This is a genomic window from Tessaracoccus terricola (genome assembly GCF_054776555.1).
Genome location: NZ_BAAHBS010000004.1, coordinates 650,635 through 669,312, shown reverse-complemented (window position 1 = coordinate 669,312; position 18,678 = coordinate 650,635). Strand labels below are relative to the sequence as shown.

Sequence of the window (18,678 nt, the reverse complement as noted above, 5' to 3'; positions counted from 1 at the left end):
CTCTTCGTGATGGATATTCTTTGGACTCAGTCTACAGACCGGTCGCCGACGACTCTATCGTCCCGTACCCCCGACGGGACTCGAACCCGCACTGAAGCGGGTTTAAGCCGCCTGCCTCTGCCAATTGGGCCACGGGGGCGCCCGCAACTACTCTGCCAGCATTCCCAGCACGATGCCGTCGAGGATGTCCGTCTCGCTCACCAGGACGCTGCCGCCGGGGACGCGGGCGGAGATCTCGTCGAGGATCAGCACTCCCCCGCCGATCACCTTGGCGCGCAGCGGGTGCATGAAGGGTTCGTGCGCGATCTCCTCCACCGGAGTGGCGAGCCACCGCCTGGTGGTCTCGACGATGTCCTCGCGCGGCAGCCGGGCGCGGTGGACCGCGTCGCGGGAGTACTCCACCAGCCCCAGTACGTGGGCGGCGACGCTGGTGGTGGTGCCGGCGACGCCGATGGCGGTCTCGATCCGGGTGAAGTCCACCCCGGAGGTGTCCAGCACCGAGGCGATGTGGGCACGGGCGGCGGCCTCGTCGTCGGCGCTGCGGGGGTCGGTGTGCAGGAACCGCTCGGTGATCCGGACGGCGCCGATGTCCAGGCTGATGGCCGCGGAGATGGCGCGGCCCTCCTCGACGACGATCAGTTCGGTGGAGCCGCCGCCGATGTCGAAGACCAGAGCGGGGGTGGCGGCGCCGACGCCGCTGAGGACGCCGGCGGTGGACAGCGCGGCCTCCTCGTCGCCGGAGATCACCTCCACCTCGACGCCGAGCCGCTCGCGCACGCCGTCGAAGAAGATCTGCCGGTTGTGGGCGTCGCGGGCGGCGGAGGTGGCGACGAAGCGGGTGCGGTCCACGCCGTGGTCGGCGATCAGCTGGGCGTACTCGTCGCACACGATGAACGTGCGTTCGAGCGCCTCTGGGTGGAACTCGCCGGTGGCGTCCACACCCTGTCCGAGCTGCGCCAGGCGCACGACGCGCACGAGCTCGGTGGTGGTGCCGTCGTCCTCGCGCCGGACGACCAGCAGGCGGACGGAGTTGGTTCCGCAGTCGATGGCTGCGACGGTGCTGCCCATCACGCCTCCCTCGTGTCGTTGCGTTCGTTGCGGTGGCGCTCGAAGAAGTCGGCCAGCGCGGCGACGGCCTCGTCCCCCAGCGGGTTCAGGCCCGGGCCCTTGGCCAAGGCGTGTCCCACCAGCACGTGCAGGCACTTGACGCGCGTGGGCATGCCGCCGGCGGAGATGCCCGCGATCTCGGGGACGTCGCCCAGCTCGGCACGGTCGGCGAGGTACGACTCGTGGGCGGCGCGGTAGGCGGCGGCCAGTTCGGCGTCCTCGCCCAGGCGGCGCGTCATCTCCGCCATCAGCCCGGAGGCCTCCAGCGTGGAGACCGCGGAGACCACTCGCGCGCAGGTCAGGTAGTAGGTGGTGGGGAACGGGGTGCCGTTGTCCAGGCGCGGCATCGTCTTCACGACGCCCGGGACACCGCACACACAGCGCCAGGCCACCTCCACCACTCCGCGCGGGGGCCGGCCGAGCTGCTCCTCGATGGCCTCGAGGTCAGCGGTCGTCGGTTGGTTCATTCCTGGTCACTCCTCAGAGTTGCTGGGGCTCGGCTCGGGCGAGACGCCGATGGTGACGTCGTCCGACGGCGTCGCCGCCGGCTCCGGTTCCGCCACGGGCTGGTCCGCCACCGCGACCGATCCCCACATCTTCTCCCACCACAGGCCGGGTGCGGTCTCCTCCTCGGTGGCGAAGACGTCCGAGTCACCGCCGATCGGTTCCCCGTCGGCGCCGATCACGCGGTAGCCGACCTCACCGGGGAACACCCAGCCCAGCCGTTCGCGCGCCTGCGCCTCCACGAAGGCCGGGTCGTCCCAGCGGGCCAACTGGTCCTCGAGCTCGTCGATCTCGGCCCGGGTGGCCTCGATCTCGGCGCGCAGCTCGGCGATCTGTTCGGCCTGCACGAAGTAGACGCGCAGGCTCTGGGCCAGGGTGACGGCGATCACGGCCACGACGACGCCCAGCAGCAGCAGCCGCCAGGTCACGCCCAGCGCACGGCTTGCGATGGGACGCGGCGGCGTGACCGGCGACGCGGGGGTGGCCCCGGAGACCGCGCTGCTGGGATCCGCGGGACGGGTGCGGGCGCGCTGGTTGGCGGCGCGTTCGCCGGGACGCGCAGCGGTCCGGGAGCGGGGTGAACCGCTGCCCGGACCGGTGCTCGTCGGTTTGTTACGAGAGACTCTGGCCATCAGGTCCAGTGTCCCCCATCGTCGCTGTTGTTCAGCCCTGGAAACGCGGGAAGGCGGAACGTCCGGCGTAAGTTGCGGCGTCGTCGAGGTCCTGCTCGATGCGCAGCAGCTGGTTGTACTTGGCGACGCGGTCCGTGCGCGCGGGGGCGCCGGACTTGATCTGGCCGCAGCCGAGGGCGACGGCGAGGTCCGCGATGGTGGTGTCCTCGGTCTCGCCGGAGCGGTGGCTCATCATCGTCTTGAAACCGTTGCGGTGCGCGAGCTCCACGGCGTCGATGGTGTCGGACAGGGAGCCGATCTGGTTGACCTTCACCAGCAGCGCGTTCGCGGTGTTGGTGTCGATGCCGCGCTGGAGGCGCTCGACGTTGGTGACGAACAGGTCGTCGCCGACGATCTGCACCTTGTCACCGAGCTGGTCGGTCATGGCCTTCCAGCCGTCCCAGTCCTCCTCGTTCAGCGGGTCCTCGATGGAGACCAGCGGGTAGTCGGCGACGAGGCCGGCGTAGTAGGCCACCATCTCCTCGGAGGTCTTGTCCGCGCCCTCGAACTTGTAGATGCCCTCGGAGTAGAACTCGGAGGCGGCGACGTCGAGCGCCAGGGCCACCTGGGACCCGGCCTCGTAGCCGGCGTTGGCGATGGCCTCGAGGATGAGGTCCAGCGCGGCGCGGTTGCTCTCCAGGTTCGGCGCGAAGCCGCCCTCGTCGCCCAGGCCGGTGGACAGGCCACGATCCTTGAGGACCTTCTTGAGGGCGTGGTAGACACCGGCGCCCATCTCGACGGCCTCGGCGAAGGTCTCGGCGCCGATCGGGGCGATCATGAACTCCTGGATGTCGACATTGGAGTCGGCGTGCGACCCACCGTTGAGGATGTTCATCATCGGGACGGGCAGGATGTGTGCGTTGGGGCCACCGACGTAGCGGTACAGCGGCAGCTCGGCCTCCTCGGCGGCGGCGTGCGCCACGGCGAGGGAGACGCCGAGGATGGCGTTGGCGCCCAGCTTGGCCTTGTTGGGGGTGCCGTCGAGCTCGATCATGGCGAGGTCGATGAGGCGCTGCTCGCTGGCGTCAAAGCCGAGGATCTCTTCACCGATGACGTCGACGACGTTCTTGACGGCGGTCAGGACGCCCTTGCCGCCGTAGCGGTTCTTGTCACCGTCGCGCAGTTCGACGGCCTCGAAGGCGCCGGTGGAGGCGCCGGAGGGGACAGCCGCACGGCCGCCCGCGCCGGAGTCGAGCTGGACCTCGACCTCGACGGTGGGGTTGCCACGCGAGTCAAGGATCTCGCGGGCTTCGATGAATTCGATGGATGCCATGTGCTCCCTTTCCAAGAGTCAGGTCTTGCATTGCCCAGCCTATCCAAATGGCTGCCGGGTGTAACCCGGGGGTTCAGGTTGTCTGCTCGGCCGATTCGATGCGGGCCTCGAGCTGGCGCAGGGCACCGCGGATGGCGGCGTCGGCGTCGATGCCGCTGGCCTGCGCCCGGGCGACGAGGTCCAGCACCTGCGCACCCACGTCGTCGGCCGTGATGGCCTCGGTGGGCAGGTCCACGGGCACCTTGTGGGCGCGGCTGCGGGAGATCACCTTGTGCGCGCGGGCCACGGAACTCATCGACTGGGCGATGCCCTCGAGGGCGGACTTGCGTCCCTTCTCCCGCTGCTTGGCCTGCTCCCAGGAGCCGTGGATGTCCTCCGGGGCATCCCGGTCGGCGAAGACGTGCGGGTGGCGACGGACGAGTTTGTCGGCGATGTCGGCGGCGACGTCGTCGATGGTGAAACGGCCCTCGTCGGTGGCGATCTGGGCGTGGAAGTAGACCTGCAGCAGGACGTCGCCCAGTTCCTCGCGGAGGTCCTCGTCGGAACCGGCCTCGACGGCGTCGACCACCTCGCAGGTCTCCTCGATGAGGTGGTTCAGCAGCGACTCGTGGGTCTGCTGCGCGTCCCAGGGACAGTCGGTGCGCAGCCGCGACATCACGTCGCGGAGCCGCTCCAGCTGGGAGGTCACGGGGACGTCAGCCCTGGGAACCGGCCGGGACGGAGATGGAGCCGGAGCCGGCGATCACGCCGTTGGTGGTGTCCCACTCGCCGTAGCGGGGGTTCACGGTGATGTCTGCACCCAGGATGTAGTCGACGACGGCGTTCTGGTCCAGCTGCGAGTAGAGCAGCCCGAGCAGGGCCTGGGCCTCACCGACGCGGGCGCAGTCGGTGTTGGCGAGGTAGGGGGCGATCTGCGGGTCCGAGTTCATGATCTCGGGCAGAACGCTCAGGTCGATGCCCTCCTCGGCGGCCAGCTGCTGGGCAGCCTCCCGGATCACCAGCGGCGTCAGCAGCGCACCGCGGGTGGCGGTGGCGCCGAGCTCCGCGCAGCCCTCGACCGTGGCGGACAGGGTGGCCTCACTGATGGTCTCGCCGCCCACCTCGGCGGCGGTGGTCGGGGACGGGCTGCAGGCGGCGAGCCCGAGGGCCGCGACGGCGGGGACCAGCAGTGCGAGTCGAGACAACTTCATCCGTTTCCTTCTTCCTCGGCGAAACCACGACGATCCTACAGTGGATCGCGCCGGGGCCGGAACCGGGCCGGCGCTACCCTGCTCCCATGGCCCGTGACGAACAACTGAACCGCCTGCGCGTGACCAACCAGCAGCGCGACAACGCCGTTGCCGCGCTCCGCGAGGCGGTGGCCGACGGCCGGCTGGGATTCGACGAGTTCGACGGTCGGATGAACATCGCCATGGGCGCACGCACCCGCGGCGACGTCGTCGAAGTGCTGGGAGACCTGGTGGAGCCCGACCGGCTCGACGCCGTGATCACGGACCAGAGCGTGCTCGGCGAGGGTCCCGGTTTCAGCTGGGACAACCCCCTCGTGCTGGGCGAGGACAAGGAGTCCCGCACCCAGCTGGGCCAGTGGCGCGTGCCCCCGTTCCTGGAGGTGCACGCCAACTCCATGGACTACGTCCGGCTGGACTTCACCGAGGCCATCACCGTCTCCCCCGTCATCGACCTCGTCGTCGTGGGCGGCAGCAGCGTCGCCAGCCTGCTGGTCATCGTGCCCGAGGGTTGGGGCGTGTCCACGCAGGACCTGCGCACCTCCGGACAGTCCTACTCCACCTCGAAGGTCCGCACCCGCCCGCTGGGCGAGAACCCCCGCGTCCTGATGAGCGGCACCTCGTCGGGCAGCGTGACCGTGCGGCACCCCACCTGGTGGGACATGCACAAGCAGCGCAAGTTCATGGAGAAGCACCCGCCGCGCACGGCGATCACGGAAGGCTGAGGGGGCCCTTCGAGGCTCGCTGCCGCTCGCACCCCACGGCAACTGGGGACGAGGCTCAGGAAGACTTCTAGGCTCGCTGCCGCTCGCACCCCAGGGAAACTAGGCGCTGAAGATCGCCTCGATCAGCTTGGTGGCCCAGCCGAGGGCGTCCTCGGCCGGCTTGGGCACCAGCAGCTGCCCCGTGGCCTGCTTGAACACGCTGCCGGGGTAGAGGCGGTTGAGCCTGAGCTGGCGGGACTCGGGCAGGCTGGCCGGGGAGAACCGGATGTTCTTGCCCTGCCCGACGATCTCCTCGATGCCGTGCTCGCGGGCCAGGTTGCGCAGGCGGGACACCGCCAGCAGGCCCTCGACGGAGGACGGGGGCTCGCCGTAGCGGTCGGTGAGCTCGGAGCGCACGGCCTCGATGTCCGCAGGCGTGCGGATCTCGGCGATCTGCTTGTACATCTCCAACCGCAGCCGCTCCGACGAGATGTAGTCCTCCGGGATGTGGGCCTCGACGGGGATCTCGATCCGCATCGGGGCCTCGGGCTCGGTGTCCTCGCCGCGGAAGGTGGCCACGGCCTCCCCCACCAGGCGCAGGTACATGTCGAAGCCGACGTCGGCGATGTGGCCGGACTGCTCGCCGCCCAGCAGGTTGCCGGCGCCGCGCAGCTCCAGGTCCTTCATGGCGATGGCCATGCCGGAGCCGAGGTCCGTGTGCGAGGCCATCGTCGTCAGGCGTTCGTGGGAGGCCTCGCTGAGCGGCTTGTCGGCCGGGTAGAGGAAGTAGGCGTAGCCGCGTTCGGTGGAGCGGCCCACGCGGCCGCGCAGCTGGTGCAGCTGGGACAGTCCGAGGCTGTCGGAACGCTCCACGATGAGGGTGTTCGCGGTGGAGATGTCCAGGCCGGCCTCGACGATGGTGGTACACACCAGCACGTCCGCGCGGCGCTCGCCGAAGTCCAGCATCACCTGTTCGAGCCGGTGCTCGTTCATCTGGCCGTGGGCGGTGACCACGCGCGCCTCGGGGACCAGTTCGCGCAGCTGGGCGGCGGTCTTCTCGATGGTCTGGACCCGGTTGTGGACGAAGAACACCTGGCCCTCGCGGGCGAGTTCGCGTCGGATGGCGGCCCGCACTTGGGCGTTGTCGTAGGGCCCGGCGAAGGTGAGCACGGGGTGGCGCTCCTCCGGCGGGGTGGCGATGACGCTCATCTCACGGATGCCCGTGATGGCGATCTCCAGGGTGCGCGGGATGGGCGTGGCGCTCATGGACAGGACGTCCACGTTGACGCGCATCTCCTTCAGGCGTTCCTTGTGCTCGACGCCGAAACGCTGCTCCTCGTCGATGATCACCAGTCCGAGGTTCTTGAACTGGGTCTCCTTCGACAGCAGCCGGTGGGTGCCGACCACGACGTCGAGGCGCCCCGTGGCGATCTCGTCCTGGATCTTGCGGACCTCGGCGTCGGTCTGGAACCGGGACAGCTGGGCCATCCGGACGGGGAAGCCTGCGAAGCGGCCGGCGAAGGTCTGGTAGTGCTGGGTGACCAGCAGGGTGGTGGGCACCAGCACGGCCACCTGCTTGCCGTCCTCCACCGCCTTGAACGCGGCGCGCACGGCGATCTCGGTCTTTCCGAAGCCGACGTCGCCACAGATCAGGCGGTCCATGGGGACCACCTTCTCCATGTCGCGCTTCACCTCGGTGATGGCCTCGAGCTGGTCAGGGGTCTCGATGTGGGCGAAGGCATCCTCGAGCTCCCGCTGCCACGGGGTGTCCGGCCCGAAGGCATGGCCCTTGGTGGCCTGCCGGGCGGCGTAGAGCTTGATCAGCTCCGCCGAGATCTCCCGGACGGCCTTGCGGGCGCGGGACTTGCGCTTGCCCCAGTCCGCGCCGCCCATCTTGTCCAGGGCGGGGGCGTCGGATCCGACGTAGCGGGTGAGTTGGTCCAGCTGGTCCATGGGCACGAACACCCGGTCGCCCGGTTGGCCGCGCTTGGAGGGCGCGTACTCGACGACGAGGTAGTCGCGGGTGGCGCCCTGGACCTCGCGCTTCATCATGTCCACGAACCGGCCGACGCCGTGCACCTCGTGCACCACCGGGTCCCCGGCCTTCAGTTCGAGGGGCTGGATGGTGTTCTTGCGGCGGGCGGGGAGCTTGCGCCGGGCCTGCGCGTCGGCCACCTGGCCCGACAGGTCGGCTGCGGTGATCAGTTCGATCCGGGAGCCGTCGGCGCGCCAACCCACCCGCAGGGAGGCCAGCACGATGGCCACGACGCCCTTGCGGGGCTCCTCATCGAGGTCGGTGATCTCCGCGGTGAGGCCCTGCTCGCCGAGGAGTTCCACCATGCGGGAGGCCAGTCCCCTGCCCTCGACGCAGATCAGCATGCGCCAACCGTCGGCGACGGCGGCGCGGATGTGGGCCACCGCTGCCTCGGTGTCGCCGCGGAATCCCTCCGGCTGGGAGATGTCCAGGGTGCGGGAGTGCACGGAGCCGGCGTCGTAGTCGGCCGCCTCGTCGCTCTCGTCGGCGGCGAACGGCGTGAGGGACCACCACTTGTGACCCACCTCGAGGGCGTGCTCGCGGACGTCTCCGAGGTTCCAGTAGGAGGAGCCGCGCAGGTCGATCGGGGACCTGCCGCCGCCGGCCGCCGCGGCCCAGCTGGCCTCGAGGAACTCCTCGCTGGTGGTGACGAGTTCCGAGGCGCGGGCGCGGACCAGTTCCGGGGAGGTGGCCAGCACGATGGAGTGCTCCGGGAGGACGTCGACGAGCATCTCCAGGCCGTCCACCAGCACCGGGGTGAGCGCCTCCATGCCCTCGACGGCGTGGCCCTGGCTGATGCGCTCGAGCATGTCCGAGAGTTCCGGGTGCTGCATCATCAGTGTCTTCGCGCGCTGCTTCACGGCGTCGGTGAGGAGCAGTTCGCGGCAGGGCGAGGCGGTGATGGCGGCCACGACGTCGCCGGTGGAGCGCTGGTCGGCCACCGTGAAGTAGCGGATCTCCTCCACCTCGTCGCCGAAGAAGTCGATGCGCACCGGGTGTTCCTCGGTGGGCGGGAACACGTCGACGATGCCGCCGCGCACGGCGAACTCGCCGCGTCGCTCCACCATGTCCACGCGGTTGTAGGCGGCACCCACGAGGTCTGCGATGAGCTCGCCGAGGTCGTGCTCCTGGCCCACCGTCACCGTGACGGGCGCCATCTCCGCCAGTCCCCGCACCTGGGGCTGCAGCAGGGAGCGGACCGGCGCCACCACCACCTGCGGCACCGGCAGGTCCGGGTCCTTGCCCGCCAGCCGGCGCAGGACGGCGAGCCGGCGCCCCACCGTGTCCGCGCGGGGTGAGAGCCGTTCGTGCGGCAGCGTCTCCCACGCCGGGTAGTAGGCCACCGCGTCCTCGCCGAGGAGGCTGCCCACCTCGGCCGTGAGGTTCTCGGCCTCGCGGTAGGTGGAGGTGACCAGCAGGACGGTGCGTCCGGACTCGGCGGCGAGCATTGCGGCGGCCACCGGGAAGAATGCGGGTACGACAGTGACGTCGAGCGTGTTCACACCGGCCGCGCGGGCGTCGGTGAGGGTGGCTCGGATTCCGGGATCTGATTCGAGGGCACTGCCCAGGCCGGCAAACTTCACCGGACCAACCTACCCCAGCGCGGAAATCAGCTGTTGTAGCGGTTCTGGGTGCTCGCCAAGTCGTTGCGGACCAGGAACTCGACGGCGTCGCCCGCCACCGCGGCGTCCACCCGCATCTCGTCCGAGGCCTTCGGCGAGAGCTTGTTCAGCACGTAGTCAGCGGCTGGTTGACGGCCCGGGGGGCGGCCGATCCCCACCCGGATGCGGTGGAAGTCACCGGTGCCAAGGTGGGCGCGCATGGACTTCAGTCCGTTGTGGCCGTTGTCGCCGCCGCCGAACTTGACGCGCAGCCGGCCCGGGTCCAGGTCCAGCTCGTCATGGATGGCGATGACGTTGGCGGCCGGGATCTTGTAGAACTGGCAGATGGCCCCGACGGCCTGGCCGGAGTTGTTCATGAAGGTGGTGGGCTTGGCCAGCACCAGCTTCACGGCGTCGACGCCCGGGGCGGCGGGCAGGGTCACCTGCGCCACCTCGGCACGCTGCTTGGTGTTGAGGGAGAACGAACTCCCGTGGCGGTCGGCCAGGTCGTCGACCGCCCAGAACCCGACGTTGTGCCGGGTGAACGCGTAGGTCGGGCCCGGATTTCCGAGCCCGACCACGAGAAACGCGTTGGAGGTCACAGGCCTCAGGCTTCCTCGGAACCCTCTGCGGACTCCTCGGCACCCTCTTCGCCCTCTTCGCCCTCGGCCTCTTCGGTCTCGAGGTCGGCGACGACGGGCTGGGTGATGTTGACCACGAGGATGTCGTCCTCCTGCTGGGACTCGACGCCCTCGGGGAGCTTCAGGTCACCGACCAGCACCTGGTCACCGATGACGAGACCCTCGACGGAGACCTCGATCTCCTCGGGGATGGCGACGGCGGGAGCCAGGACGGTGAGGCTCAGGAGGTCGTGGTTGACCAGGGAGCCGCGCTCGGCCTCGCCGGTGATGACGAGGGCGACCTCGACGCTGACCTTCTCGTCCGCGCGGACGATCAGGAGGTCGACGTGCTCGACGAAGTTGGTGATGACGTTGCGCTGGACCTGCTTGGGCAGCGCCATGATGGGCTTGGCGCCCTCGGCGTTGATCTCCAGCAGGACGTTGGCCTGGCGCAGGGCGAGGAAGGTCTCCTGACCGGGCAGGGTCACGTGGACGGGGTCGGTGCCGTGGCCGTAGAGCACGGCGGGCACGTCGCCGGCGCGACGGATGCGGCGGGCAGCGCCCTTGCCGAACTCGGTACGGGCGGTAGCGGTGAGCGGGGTGAGCTTGGGCTTGGCCACTTCTTGTCTCCTGACGTCTCTGGGCGAAATTCGCGCACGCCGGACAAGGTTCGCTAGTCGATAACGGACGTAGGGCGTCCCTCGCCAGGCAGCCCGAACAGCTTACCCCACTCCCCCTCTCCTTCCCAAAGGGCCACGGAACCTATCGACCGGCAGCCAGTTCGACGGTGTGGGTCCGCCCGATCCCGTCCGACGCGGCCACCGTGATCTCCGTCTGCCCCCGCCGGAAGTCGACGGCCACGTCGTCGTCGCCGCCCACCTTGTGGAACCGGCCCTGCATGGCGATCCGCAACACCTTCTGGGTGCGGATCGGGTCACTGAAGGCCACCTTCCAGCGGCCGCCTCCCAGGTTGCGCACCATGGCCGTGACCGGCGCCTCGCTCGAGACCCGTCCCACCTTCCCTGCCCCGAAGAAGACATAGCCGGACAACTTCGCCGCGCCGTACTCCAGGGCCTGCACGGTGGAGTCGTTGCGGAGGATCCTCACCGACGGGGCCCCGGCCTCTGCCCGCACCTGCGCCTCACTGGCGCCGGGCAGCAGCACGTGGGCGATGCTGTCGCGGGCCCCGACGGCGTGGCGGTAGCCCAGGGACACCACGCGGCGTTCGGCCAGACCACTGTTGTTCGCCCGGATCTCGGAGCGCGAGACGCTGGCCTGGAAGTCCACGAGCTCCACGGCCGGCCCGTCCAGGACGACGTAGCCCACTGCGGCCGCAGCCGTCTCGTCGGCCCACCGCGCCCAGGGCAGTGACCCCGCGGCCGCCGCGGTGGTGCCGTCGACGCCCTGTCCAGAGACCTCGATCCGGTGCCCGGGCGGACAGGTACGGGCATCGATCGCCGTCGTGGCGGAACGGCCGTGGTCGTCACCCAGGCCGGCGCCGAGGACGACGACGTGGTCGTCCAGCATGAAGTACGACTTGGCGCCGCGGGCGTTCGGGTAGGCCACGAAGTCCTCCGGCAGGATGCCGCGCTGCCGGTCTCGCCAGGCCACGTCGTCGGCCACCACGATGGATGCGACGCCGTAGTCGTCGAGGTGCACACCTCCCGAGTGGTCGTTGACCCCCAGCGGGAAGTAGACGTAGGTGTTCTGCGAGACCGAGGACGACGTGAACTCCAGCGGGTGGTCCGGGTTCTCGTACCAGTTGCGTCCGTAGGCCTGCGGGACGGTGAGCCGCTGCTCCACCGGGGCGGTCACCCCGCCCAGCGCGTAGGCGCCTGCCGTGGCGTAGAAGTCGGTGCCGAAGTGGGCGCTCTGGTCCTGTCCGGCGAGGTAGAGGTAGGTGGTGCCGTCGCCCTGGAACCAGGGTTGGAGGTTGTCCCCGCTCATGTACTCGTACTTGCTGATCCGACTGGAACTGCGAGCGACGGCGAACCCGTAGCCGGGCCGGAGGTGCACGTCCTTCTCCATGGCGTTGAAGGTGAAGTGCGCGGTCTCCGGCACGATGTTGGCGGCCTCCACGGCAGGGTCGGCGATGATGTTCCCGTAGGCGCCGATGGTGGCGGGCGAGGTGAAACCACCGGTGTTGGGGGCGGCGGGGGCGACGGTGGCCAGGTACTTCACGTAGGCCCTCATCTGCGCCGCGGCGTCGCCCTCCAGGTGGCGCGAGAGGTCCGTTGCCCCCTCCACCACTGTTACCACGTCCGCGTAGCCGGTGCCGGTGCGGGAGACCGCCCGGCCCTTGACGATCTCCATCATGTAGCCCTGGTAGATCACCGGCGCGAAGCCCGCAGTGATCCAGCGGTGCGCGGTGGGCACCAGTTCCGAGGGTTCGTACCCGGTCTCGCCCAGCATCTTTAGGCTCAGCATCACCTTCATCAGCAGGACGCGGCCGTAGGAGCCCGTGTAGGCGACGGTGTGGTGCTGGATGAACGACCCGTCGGCGTAGTAGCCGTCGGTGTTGCCGTGGACGAGGTTGCCAGGGTCGATGGTGGCGAACACGGTCGACTGGTCCTCGACCGCCTTGCGCACCCGTGCCTCGTCGCCGAGCAGTGCGCCCTGGACGATGCGGTTCATGGTGATGTCGGCCAGGTTGGCTCCCGTGTGGAAGCGTGAACCCAGGTCCACGTCGCCGTCCGTGCCGTTGCGCAGGTAGGCATCCATCGTCGCGACGCACCTCGCCACCAGGTCCGGGTCGTGGGCGCCGACCTGCTCGTGCAGGAGACCCAGGGCGCGGGTCAGGTTGGTGGGGATGCCAATCTCCCACGCGTACCAGTTGCCGAAGTAGCCTGCGGCCTGGTCCGAGTACCAGGCACGGTGGACCCAGTCGATACCGGCCAGGACCCGCGTCTGCAGCGAGCCGTCCCCGAACTGCGTGGTGCCGGGCGTGACGGTGGCGAGGGCGAGGTCTGCGAGGCGGAGGAACGTGTTGGTGTAGTTTCCCTCCGCCCGGGTCCCGAGCGGCAGGTCGTCGAACAGCCGGTCGGCGGTGTCCGGGAGGGAAGTCGGGTCCGCCATGCCTCGGAGTCGGCCGGCGGCGTCGGTCTGGATCTTCCGGATCTTGGCCGCGACGGCCGGGTCACTCCGGTCGGCGTCGGCACCCGCGTAGATCTCCACGAAGTTGTCGAGGATCCGGGACAGGTCCGCCGCGTCGGCCCTGGCCGTCGGGACGGTCCAGCCCGGGATGCCGATGACACCTCCGAGGGACGCTGCGGCGCCGGCCTTGAGAACTGTTCTGCGCTTCATTGCGATCTTTCCTCCATCTTTGGGGGGTGGATGGTGGGTCAACCAGCACCGTACGGCCTCTGGCGGGAATCCGCTTACCGTCGGCCACATTCGCTCGCCCGCCGTGAGTCCTGTTGGAGCCCGCGGGTAGCCTGAACGAGCCGACCCCGCTCGTTCCCGAAAGTCCTCGCGTGCTCCAACTCACCGACATCAGGAAGTCCTACACCACCGGTGATTTCACCCAGGTGGCACTGGACGACGTCTCCATCGCCTTCCGCGACAACGAGTTCGTCGCCGTCCTCGGCACCTCCGGCTCCGGCAAGACCACGATGCTCAACATCGTCGGCGGCCTGGACCACTACGACTCCGGGGACCTCGTCATCGACGGCGTCTCCACCAAGGAGTACCGGGACCGGGACTGGGACACCTACCGCAACAACCGCATCGGGTTCGTCTTCCAGTCCTACAACCTGATCCCCCACCAGAGCGTCCTGGCCAACGTCGAACTGGCGCTCACGCTGGCCGGGGTCTCCCGCACCGAACGCCGCAACCGTGCCCTGGCGGCCCTGACGGAGGTGGGGCTCGAGCAGCACGTCCACAAGCGCCCGAACCAGCTCTCGGGCGGGCAGATGCAGCGCGTCGCCATCGCCCGCGCGCTCGTCAACGACCCCGAGATCCTGCTCGCCGACGAGCCCACCGGCGCACTCGACACCGCCACCAGCGTCCAGATCATGGCCCTGCTGACGGCCATCGCCAAGGACCGGCTGGTGGTCATGGTGACGCACAACCCCGAGCTGGCCGAGGCCCACGCCACCCGGATCGTGCAGCTCAGCGACGGCGTCGTCGTCGCCGACAGTGACCCGTTCCAGCCGGATGCCGCCCTCGAGGACACGGGGCACCGCGCCAAGCGCACCAGCATGTCCTTCCTCACGGCGCTGGCACTCTCGTTCAACAACCTGATGACCAAGAAGGGCCGCACGCTGATGACGTCCTTCGCGGGCAGCATCGGGATCATCGGGATCGCGGCCATCCTCGCGCTCGCCAACGGCGTGAACTCCTACATCAAGAACGTCGAGGAGGAGACGCTCTCGATGTACCCGCTTACCATCCAGTCACAGGGCCTGGACATGACGTCCTTCCTGGCCGGCGGCGCGGGCGGCCAGGACGAGGAGGAGGCCGAGGGCTCGGCCGGCAACGGCACCAAGCCGGTGCGGGAACGCAAACTGCTGGGCACCATGTTCAACAGTGTCGGCACCAACGACCTGGCCACGCTGAAGGAGTTCCTGGACGACGACGGCGGCGGGATCAGCCGCTACACCAACGCCGTCGAGTACGCCTACGACGTCACCCCGCAGATCTTCAGCGCCGACACCTCCGACGGCGTCCGCCAGCTGAACCCGGACACCACGTTCTCCTCCATGGGGCTGGCCGCGGACCCCACCAGCGGGAACGCGCTGACGTCGTCGTTCGGCACCAACGCGTTCTCCCAACTGATGGGAGACCTGACGCTGGTGGAGTCGCAGTTCGACGTCGTGGCCGGCGAGTGGCCCGAGGGCGCCGACGAGGCCGTGGTGGTCCTCAGCCCCGGCGGCGGCATCAGTGACTTCCTGCTCTACGCCATGGGGCTGCGCGACCCGGCCGAGCTGGACCGGATGGTCGAGGACATGGTCAACGAGGAGGAGGTGGAGGTCCCCGAGGAGCGGCTCACCTTCGACTACGACGAGTTGATGGACGTCTCCTTCAAGGTGGTGGACGCCACCGACTACTACGTCCGCGACGAGACCTTCGACGTGTGGACCGACAAGTCCGGCGACGCCGCCCACCTGCGCTCCCTGGTGGCCGCGGGCGAGGACCTGGACATCGTCGGCGTCGTCGCCCCCAAAGAGGACGCCTCGACGGTGGCGCTGGCCTCCGGCATCTACTACACCCCCGCCCTGACCATGGAGATCGCGGAGCGGGCCGCCGGGACCGGGATCGTGCGCGACCAGCTCGCGGAGCCGTCGGTCAACGTGTTCACGGGCAACACCTTCGCCTCGGACCAGGACCGCGACCCGATGGCGGACCTGGACCTCGCCGAGCTGATCACCATCGACGAGGAGGCCATCGCCGCCGCCTTCACCGTCGACGAGTCCAAGCTGCAGCTGGACCTGTCCGGGCTGGACATCACCATGCCCGAGATCGAGGTGGACCCCTCCCTGCTGCCGCCAATCGACCTCGACGCCGTCGTCGCCGGCATCGACCTGTCCGAGGTGATCCGGGTCCCCGAGCTGCCCGAGGCCGAACTGCAGCCACTGCTGGCGGCCACCCCCGCCCTGCTCACCGGTTACCTCGAGTTCGCGCAGCAGGCCGGCGTCGACCCGGCCGACGTCGAGGCCAACCTGCCGATCTTCCTCGCCTCCGAGCCGGGGCAGGAGATCGTCGCACAGGCGCAGGAGAGCCTCGGGGACAACGCGGAACTGCCGCTGCTGCTCGTGTCCGGCTACCTCACCCATGCCGAGGCCAACGGACTCGACCCGGCCGACGTGGCCACCAACCTGCCCCTGTTCCTCGCCTCCCCCGAGGGCCTGGCGGCGCTGGCGCAGGCCGAGGACGCACTGGCCGTCGGCACCGAACCGATGACGCAACTGGTGGACGAGTACCTCGCCTTCGCACTGGCCAACGGGCTCGACCCCACCGACGTGACCGCCAACCTGCCCGCCTTCCTCGCCTCACCCCAGGCGCAGGCGGGCCTGGGTGAACTGGTGGACTTCTCCCCCGTCGAGCAGCAACTGCAGGCGGCCCTCGGCGGCTACATGCAGCAGGTGATGGGGGTCTACATGGAGGAGATCGGCGGCCAGATCGCCACCGCGCTCGAGAGCCAGCTCACCTCCGCCATGCAGGACACGATGGGGCAGCTCGCCACGGCGCTGCCGGAGGCCATGAGCATCGACGAGGACGCCTTCGCCGAGGCGTTCAGCTTCAACATGGACCCCGAGGAACTCACCCAACTGCTGGTGTCGATGTCCACCACGCGCGCCGGCAGCGCGGACGGCAACCTGCGTCGGCTGGGGTACGCCGACTTCGCCGAACCGTCGCGCATCGACATCTACCCCGTCGACTTCGAGTCGAAGGGCCACATCACCGACATCCTGAACGCCTACAACGACGAGCACCGCGCCGCCGGCCATGAGGAGCAGGTCATCGCCTGGACCGACCTCGTCGGCACCCTGATGAGCTCGGTCACCGACATCGTGAACATGGTCAGCTACGTGCTGATCGCGTTCGTCGCGATCTCGCTGGTGGTCTCGTCGATCATGATCGGTGTCATCACCTACATCTCGGTGCTGGAGCGCAGGAAGGAGATCGGCATCCTGCGCTCGATCGGCGCCAGCAAGGGTGACATCGGTCGCGTGTTCAACGCCGAGACCGTCATCGTCGGTTTCGTCGCCGGCCTGCTCGGCATCCTCATCACCCTGGCGCTCACCGTGCCCGCCAACGCCATCGTGCTCGCCAACTTCGACGTCGCCAACGTCGCCGTGCTGCCGTGGCAGGGTGCCGTCGTCCTGGTGTTCATCAGCGTGCTGCTGACGTTCCTCGCGGGCCTGATTCCCTCGTCGGCCGCCTCCCGCAAGGACCCGGTGGAGGCACTCCGCAGCGAGTAGCGGCTAGCGTTGCCGCATGGACGACGAGGTGTGGCTGCGGGTGGGCGAGGTTGCTCGCCGCACGGGGTTGAGCGTGCGGACGCTGCACCACTGGGACGAGCGCGGGCTGCTGGTGCCGAGCGGGCGCTCGAGCGGCGACTACCGGCTCTACTCGGCTGGCGACGTCGAGCGGCTGCTGCGGATCCAGCACCTCAAGTCGCTCGGACTCAGCCTCGACGAGGTGGCCGCCGCCCTCGACTCCGCCGACTTCGACGCGGCCGAGGCCCTGGAGCGCCACATCGACGCCGTCGAGGAGCGGATCGCCGCCGAGCAGGAGTTGTTGCGCCGCCTGACCCGCCTGCGCAGTGCGGCCGACGCGGGCTGGGAGGAGGTCCTGGAGGTGGCGGCGCTGTCCGAGCGGCTGCGCCATCCCGACGCCGCCGTCCGGTTCCGCGCATCGCTGGAGGCCTCGTCGTCGGCGCCGGTGGCCGAGCTCGTGGAACGGCTCGCCACGGACCCGGCCGAAGGCGTGCGCGAGGGCCTGACGTGGGCGCTGGTGCACCACGGCAGCGAGGCCACGGACGCGGTGGTGGCCAGGCTCGCCGATCCCGACCCGGCCGTCCGGTTCCAGTTCGCCCACGTGCTGGGCAAGCTGGGGGACGTGACCGCCGTCTCCGACCTGGCACCCCTGCTGCACGACGAGGAGCCCAGGGTGGCGGCCAAGGCGGCGCAGTCGCTGGGTGCGCTGGGCGGGGCGGACGCCGTCGCCGCCCTGGTTGCGGCGCTGGCTCGGACGGCTGCGCCGGATCCGGTGGTGACCGCGCTCGGTGCCGTCGGGGCGGCCGCGGTGCATCCGCTGCTCGCGGCGCTCCGGGAGGGCGACGCGACCCTGCGCGCCCGCGCCGCGGAGGCCCTGGGGTTCATCGGGGCCGAGGACGCGGCGTCGGCGCTGGTGCTCGCCCTGACCGATTCCAGCGCGCTGGTGCGCTACGAGGCCCTCGTGGCGCTCGGGCAGACGCCGGGCCCGGTGGCCGAGGCCGCGATCGAGTCGCTCGTCGACGCCGAGGACCCCCGGCTGCGCACGGTTGCGAGCAGGCTCAGCCGAGACCGTCTTCGCGCCTAGAGGACGAACTTGTGCGGGTTGGGGCGGTCGAAGTTGCCCTGCGCCTCGTACATCTCCACCGACTCCCGCAACGCCTTCAGGAAGTAGGGCGGGAAGTCCATGCCCTTCTCGTTGGCCCACAGCAGCCGGGCCTCGAGGCGGCCGATCTCCTTGGCGTAGACCTCCATCTCCTGGTCCATCGAGAGGGCCTTCATGACGCCGCCGAAGTGGCGCTGGTACTGCTTGACGTAGTCGACGCCCACCATGGTGAAGCTCTTGGAGCGCAGCAGCCTGGCGACGTAGAGCTGCCAGGGCTTGAGCTCCTCGTCCTGGATCATCTTCTCCGCGCTCATCTTGTAGAACGCGAAGTGGCCGGGCTCCTGCTGCTTGATGGGGTGGATGATGGTCTCCGCGATGGCGGTCTCCCCCATCCGCTTGAGCTCCTTGGTGAGGTTGCTGTAGGCGAGCACCGCCTGCCGCTCCGTGGAGGCGCCGGTGAGGTAGTACAGCAGCCGGGAGATGTCGTGGATCGGCTCCCAGTGTGCGAGCGCGCCGAGCAGCTTCATCCGGATGGGGATGGTCATGAACGGCTCGGCCGGTTCCATGCCCAGGTCCGCCTGCAGCTGGTCCAGCAGGTAGCCGTGGGCCATCTCCTGGTCGTACCAGACGTCCTGGTAGAAGATCTTGTCCACCTCGGACACGTTGGGCAGGATCGTCAACAGCTCCAGCACGTTGCGGTCCACCTCGAGCTCCACGCGGGCGAGGTAGTCGATGACGCCGGCGAACCGGGCCTTGACCGCCTCCGGGTCGTGCACCGTGCGGTCGGCGGACCCGAGTTCGATGGGAGGGTGCTTGTCCCCCAGCTCGAGCACGAACTGCTTCAGGGAGGCTTCGGTGATCCGCGGGGCTGCCACGACACCCACTGTAGCCGGG

General features: G+C 69.5%; 14 protein-coding genes and 1 tRNA gene. 3 read left to right on the top strand and 12 right to left on the bottom strand.

The annotated features are described in order from the left end of the window. Positions 1-65: 65 nt before the first annotated feature. From ACYU7G_RS08750 to ACYU7G_RS08720, 7 genes are all read right to left on the bottom strand, one after another. A tRNA-Leu gene (locus ACYU7G_RS08750) sits at positions 66-139 on the bottom strand. An 8-nt stretch (positions 140-147) separates the two neighbouring features. Next, entirely contained in the window at positions 148-1,071 is a 924-nt protein-coding gene (locus ACYU7G_RS08745) for a Ppx/GppA phosphatase family protein (RefSeq protein WP_461106824.1), read from the bottom strand. Next, entirely contained in the window at positions 1,068-1,574 is a 507-nt protein-coding gene (locus tag ACYU7G_RS08740; RefSeq protein WP_461106822.1) for a DUF501 domain-containing protein, read from the bottom strand. Before ACYU7G_RS08740 ends, ACYU7G_RS08745 begins: the two co-directional genes overlap by 4 nt. Positions 1,575-1,580: 6 nt before the next feature. Then, positions 1,581-2,243 carry an FtsB family cell division protein gene (locus ACYU7G_RS08735; protein WP_461106820.1) on the bottom strand — a complete coding sequence of 221 codons (663 nt, stop codon included), beginning with the start codon at positions 2,241-2,243 and terminating at the stop codon, positions 1,581-1,583. A gap of 31 nt (positions 2,244-2,274) precedes the next feature. Then, positions 2,275-3,555, bottom strand: a complete 1,281-nt coding sequence (gene eno / locus ACYU7G_RS08730; RefSeq protein ID WP_461106818.1) for a phosphopyruvate hydratase — start codon at positions 3,553-3,555, stop codon at positions 2,275-2,277. A gap of 73 nt (positions 3,556-3,628) precedes the next feature. Then, positions 3,629-4,210 carry a nucleoside triphosphate pyrophosphohydrolase gene (locus ACYU7G_RS08725; RefSeq protein WP_461107283.1) on the bottom strand — a complete coding sequence of 194 codons (582 nt, stop codon included), beginning with the start codon at positions 4,208-4,210 and terminating at the stop codon, positions 3,629-3,631. A gap of 40 nt (positions 4,211-4,250) precedes the next feature. After that, positions 4,251-4,745, bottom strand: coding sequence for a hypothetical protein (locus tag ACYU7G_RS08720; RefSeq protein ID WP_461106816.1), 495 nt, complete (start codon positions 4,743-4,745; stop codon positions 4,251-4,253). Positions 4,746-4,831: 86 nt separating this feature from the next. Here ACYU7G_RS08720 and ACYU7G_RS08715 point away from each other — a divergent pair, with 86 nt between their 5' ends. Continuing rightward, complete coding sequence (locus ACYU7G_RS08715) at positions 4,832-5,506, top strand: DUF1707 SHOCT-like domain-containing protein (protein ID WP_461106814.1); 675 nt, start codon at positions 4,832-4,834, stop codon at positions 5,504-5,506. A 99-nt stretch (positions 5,507-5,605) separates the two neighbouring features. Here the strand turns inward: ACYU7G_RS08715 and mfd are convergent, their stop codons facing one another. The 4 genes from mfd to ACYU7G_RS08695 form a co-directional block, all read right to left on the bottom strand. Further along, a complete protein-coding gene (gene mfd / locus ACYU7G_RS08710) occupies positions 5,606-9,103 on the bottom strand; it encodes a transcription-repair coupling factor (RefSeq protein WP_461106812.1) in 3,498 nt (1,165 codons plus the stop codon). Between the two features lie 26 nt (positions 9,104-9,129). Continuing rightward, positions 9,130-9,723, bottom strand: coding sequence for an aminoacyl-tRNA hydrolase (pth, locus tag ACYU7G_RS08705; RefSeq protein ID WP_461106810.1), 594 nt, complete (start codon positions 9,721-9,723; stop codon positions 9,130-9,132). Between the two features lie 5 nt (positions 9,724-9,728). Continuing rightward, a complete protein-coding gene (locus ACYU7G_RS08700) occupies positions 9,729-10,361 on the bottom strand; it encodes a 50S ribosomal protein L25/general stress protein Ctc (protein ID WP_461106808.1) in 633 nt (210 codons plus the stop codon). 142 nt (positions 10,362-10,503) lie between these two features. Then, positions 10,504-13,044 carry a polysaccharide lyase family 8 super-sandwich domain-containing protein gene (locus ACYU7G_RS08695; protein ID WP_461106806.1) on the bottom strand — a complete coding sequence of 847 codons (2,541 nt, stop codon included), beginning with the start codon at positions 13,042-13,044 and terminating at the stop codon, positions 10,504-10,506. Between the two features lie 170 nt (positions 13,045-13,214). Here ACYU7G_RS08695 and ACYU7G_RS08690 point away from each other — a divergent pair, with 170 nt between their 5' ends. Beyond that, positions 13,215-16,664 (top strand): ABC transporter ATP-binding protein/permease, encoded by a 3,450-nt coding sequence (locus ACYU7G_RS08690; protein ID WP_461106804.1) that lies wholly within the window; start codon positions 13,215-13,217, stop codon positions 16,662-16,664. A 16-nt stretch (positions 16,665-16,680) separates the two neighbouring features. Beyond that, the gene (locus tag ACYU7G_RS08685) at positions 16,681-17,766 is read left to right on the top strand and encodes a HEAT repeat domain-containing protein (RefSeq protein WP_461106802.1); all 1,086 of its coding nucleotides are present in this window, start codon (positions 16,681-16,683) and stop codon (positions 17,764-17,766) included. On the opposite strand, the gene ACYU7G_RS08680 is transcribed toward ACYU7G_RS08685, so the two are convergent. Then, positions 17,763-18,659, bottom strand: a complete 897-nt coding sequence (locus ACYU7G_RS08680; RefSeq protein WP_461106800.1) for a GTP-binding protein LepA — start codon at positions 18,657-18,659, stop codon at positions 17,763-17,765. The two genes, ACYU7G_RS08685 and ACYU7G_RS08680, sit on opposite strands and share 4 nt — an antisense overlap. Between the last annotated feature and the right edge of the window lie 19 nt (positions 18,660-18,678).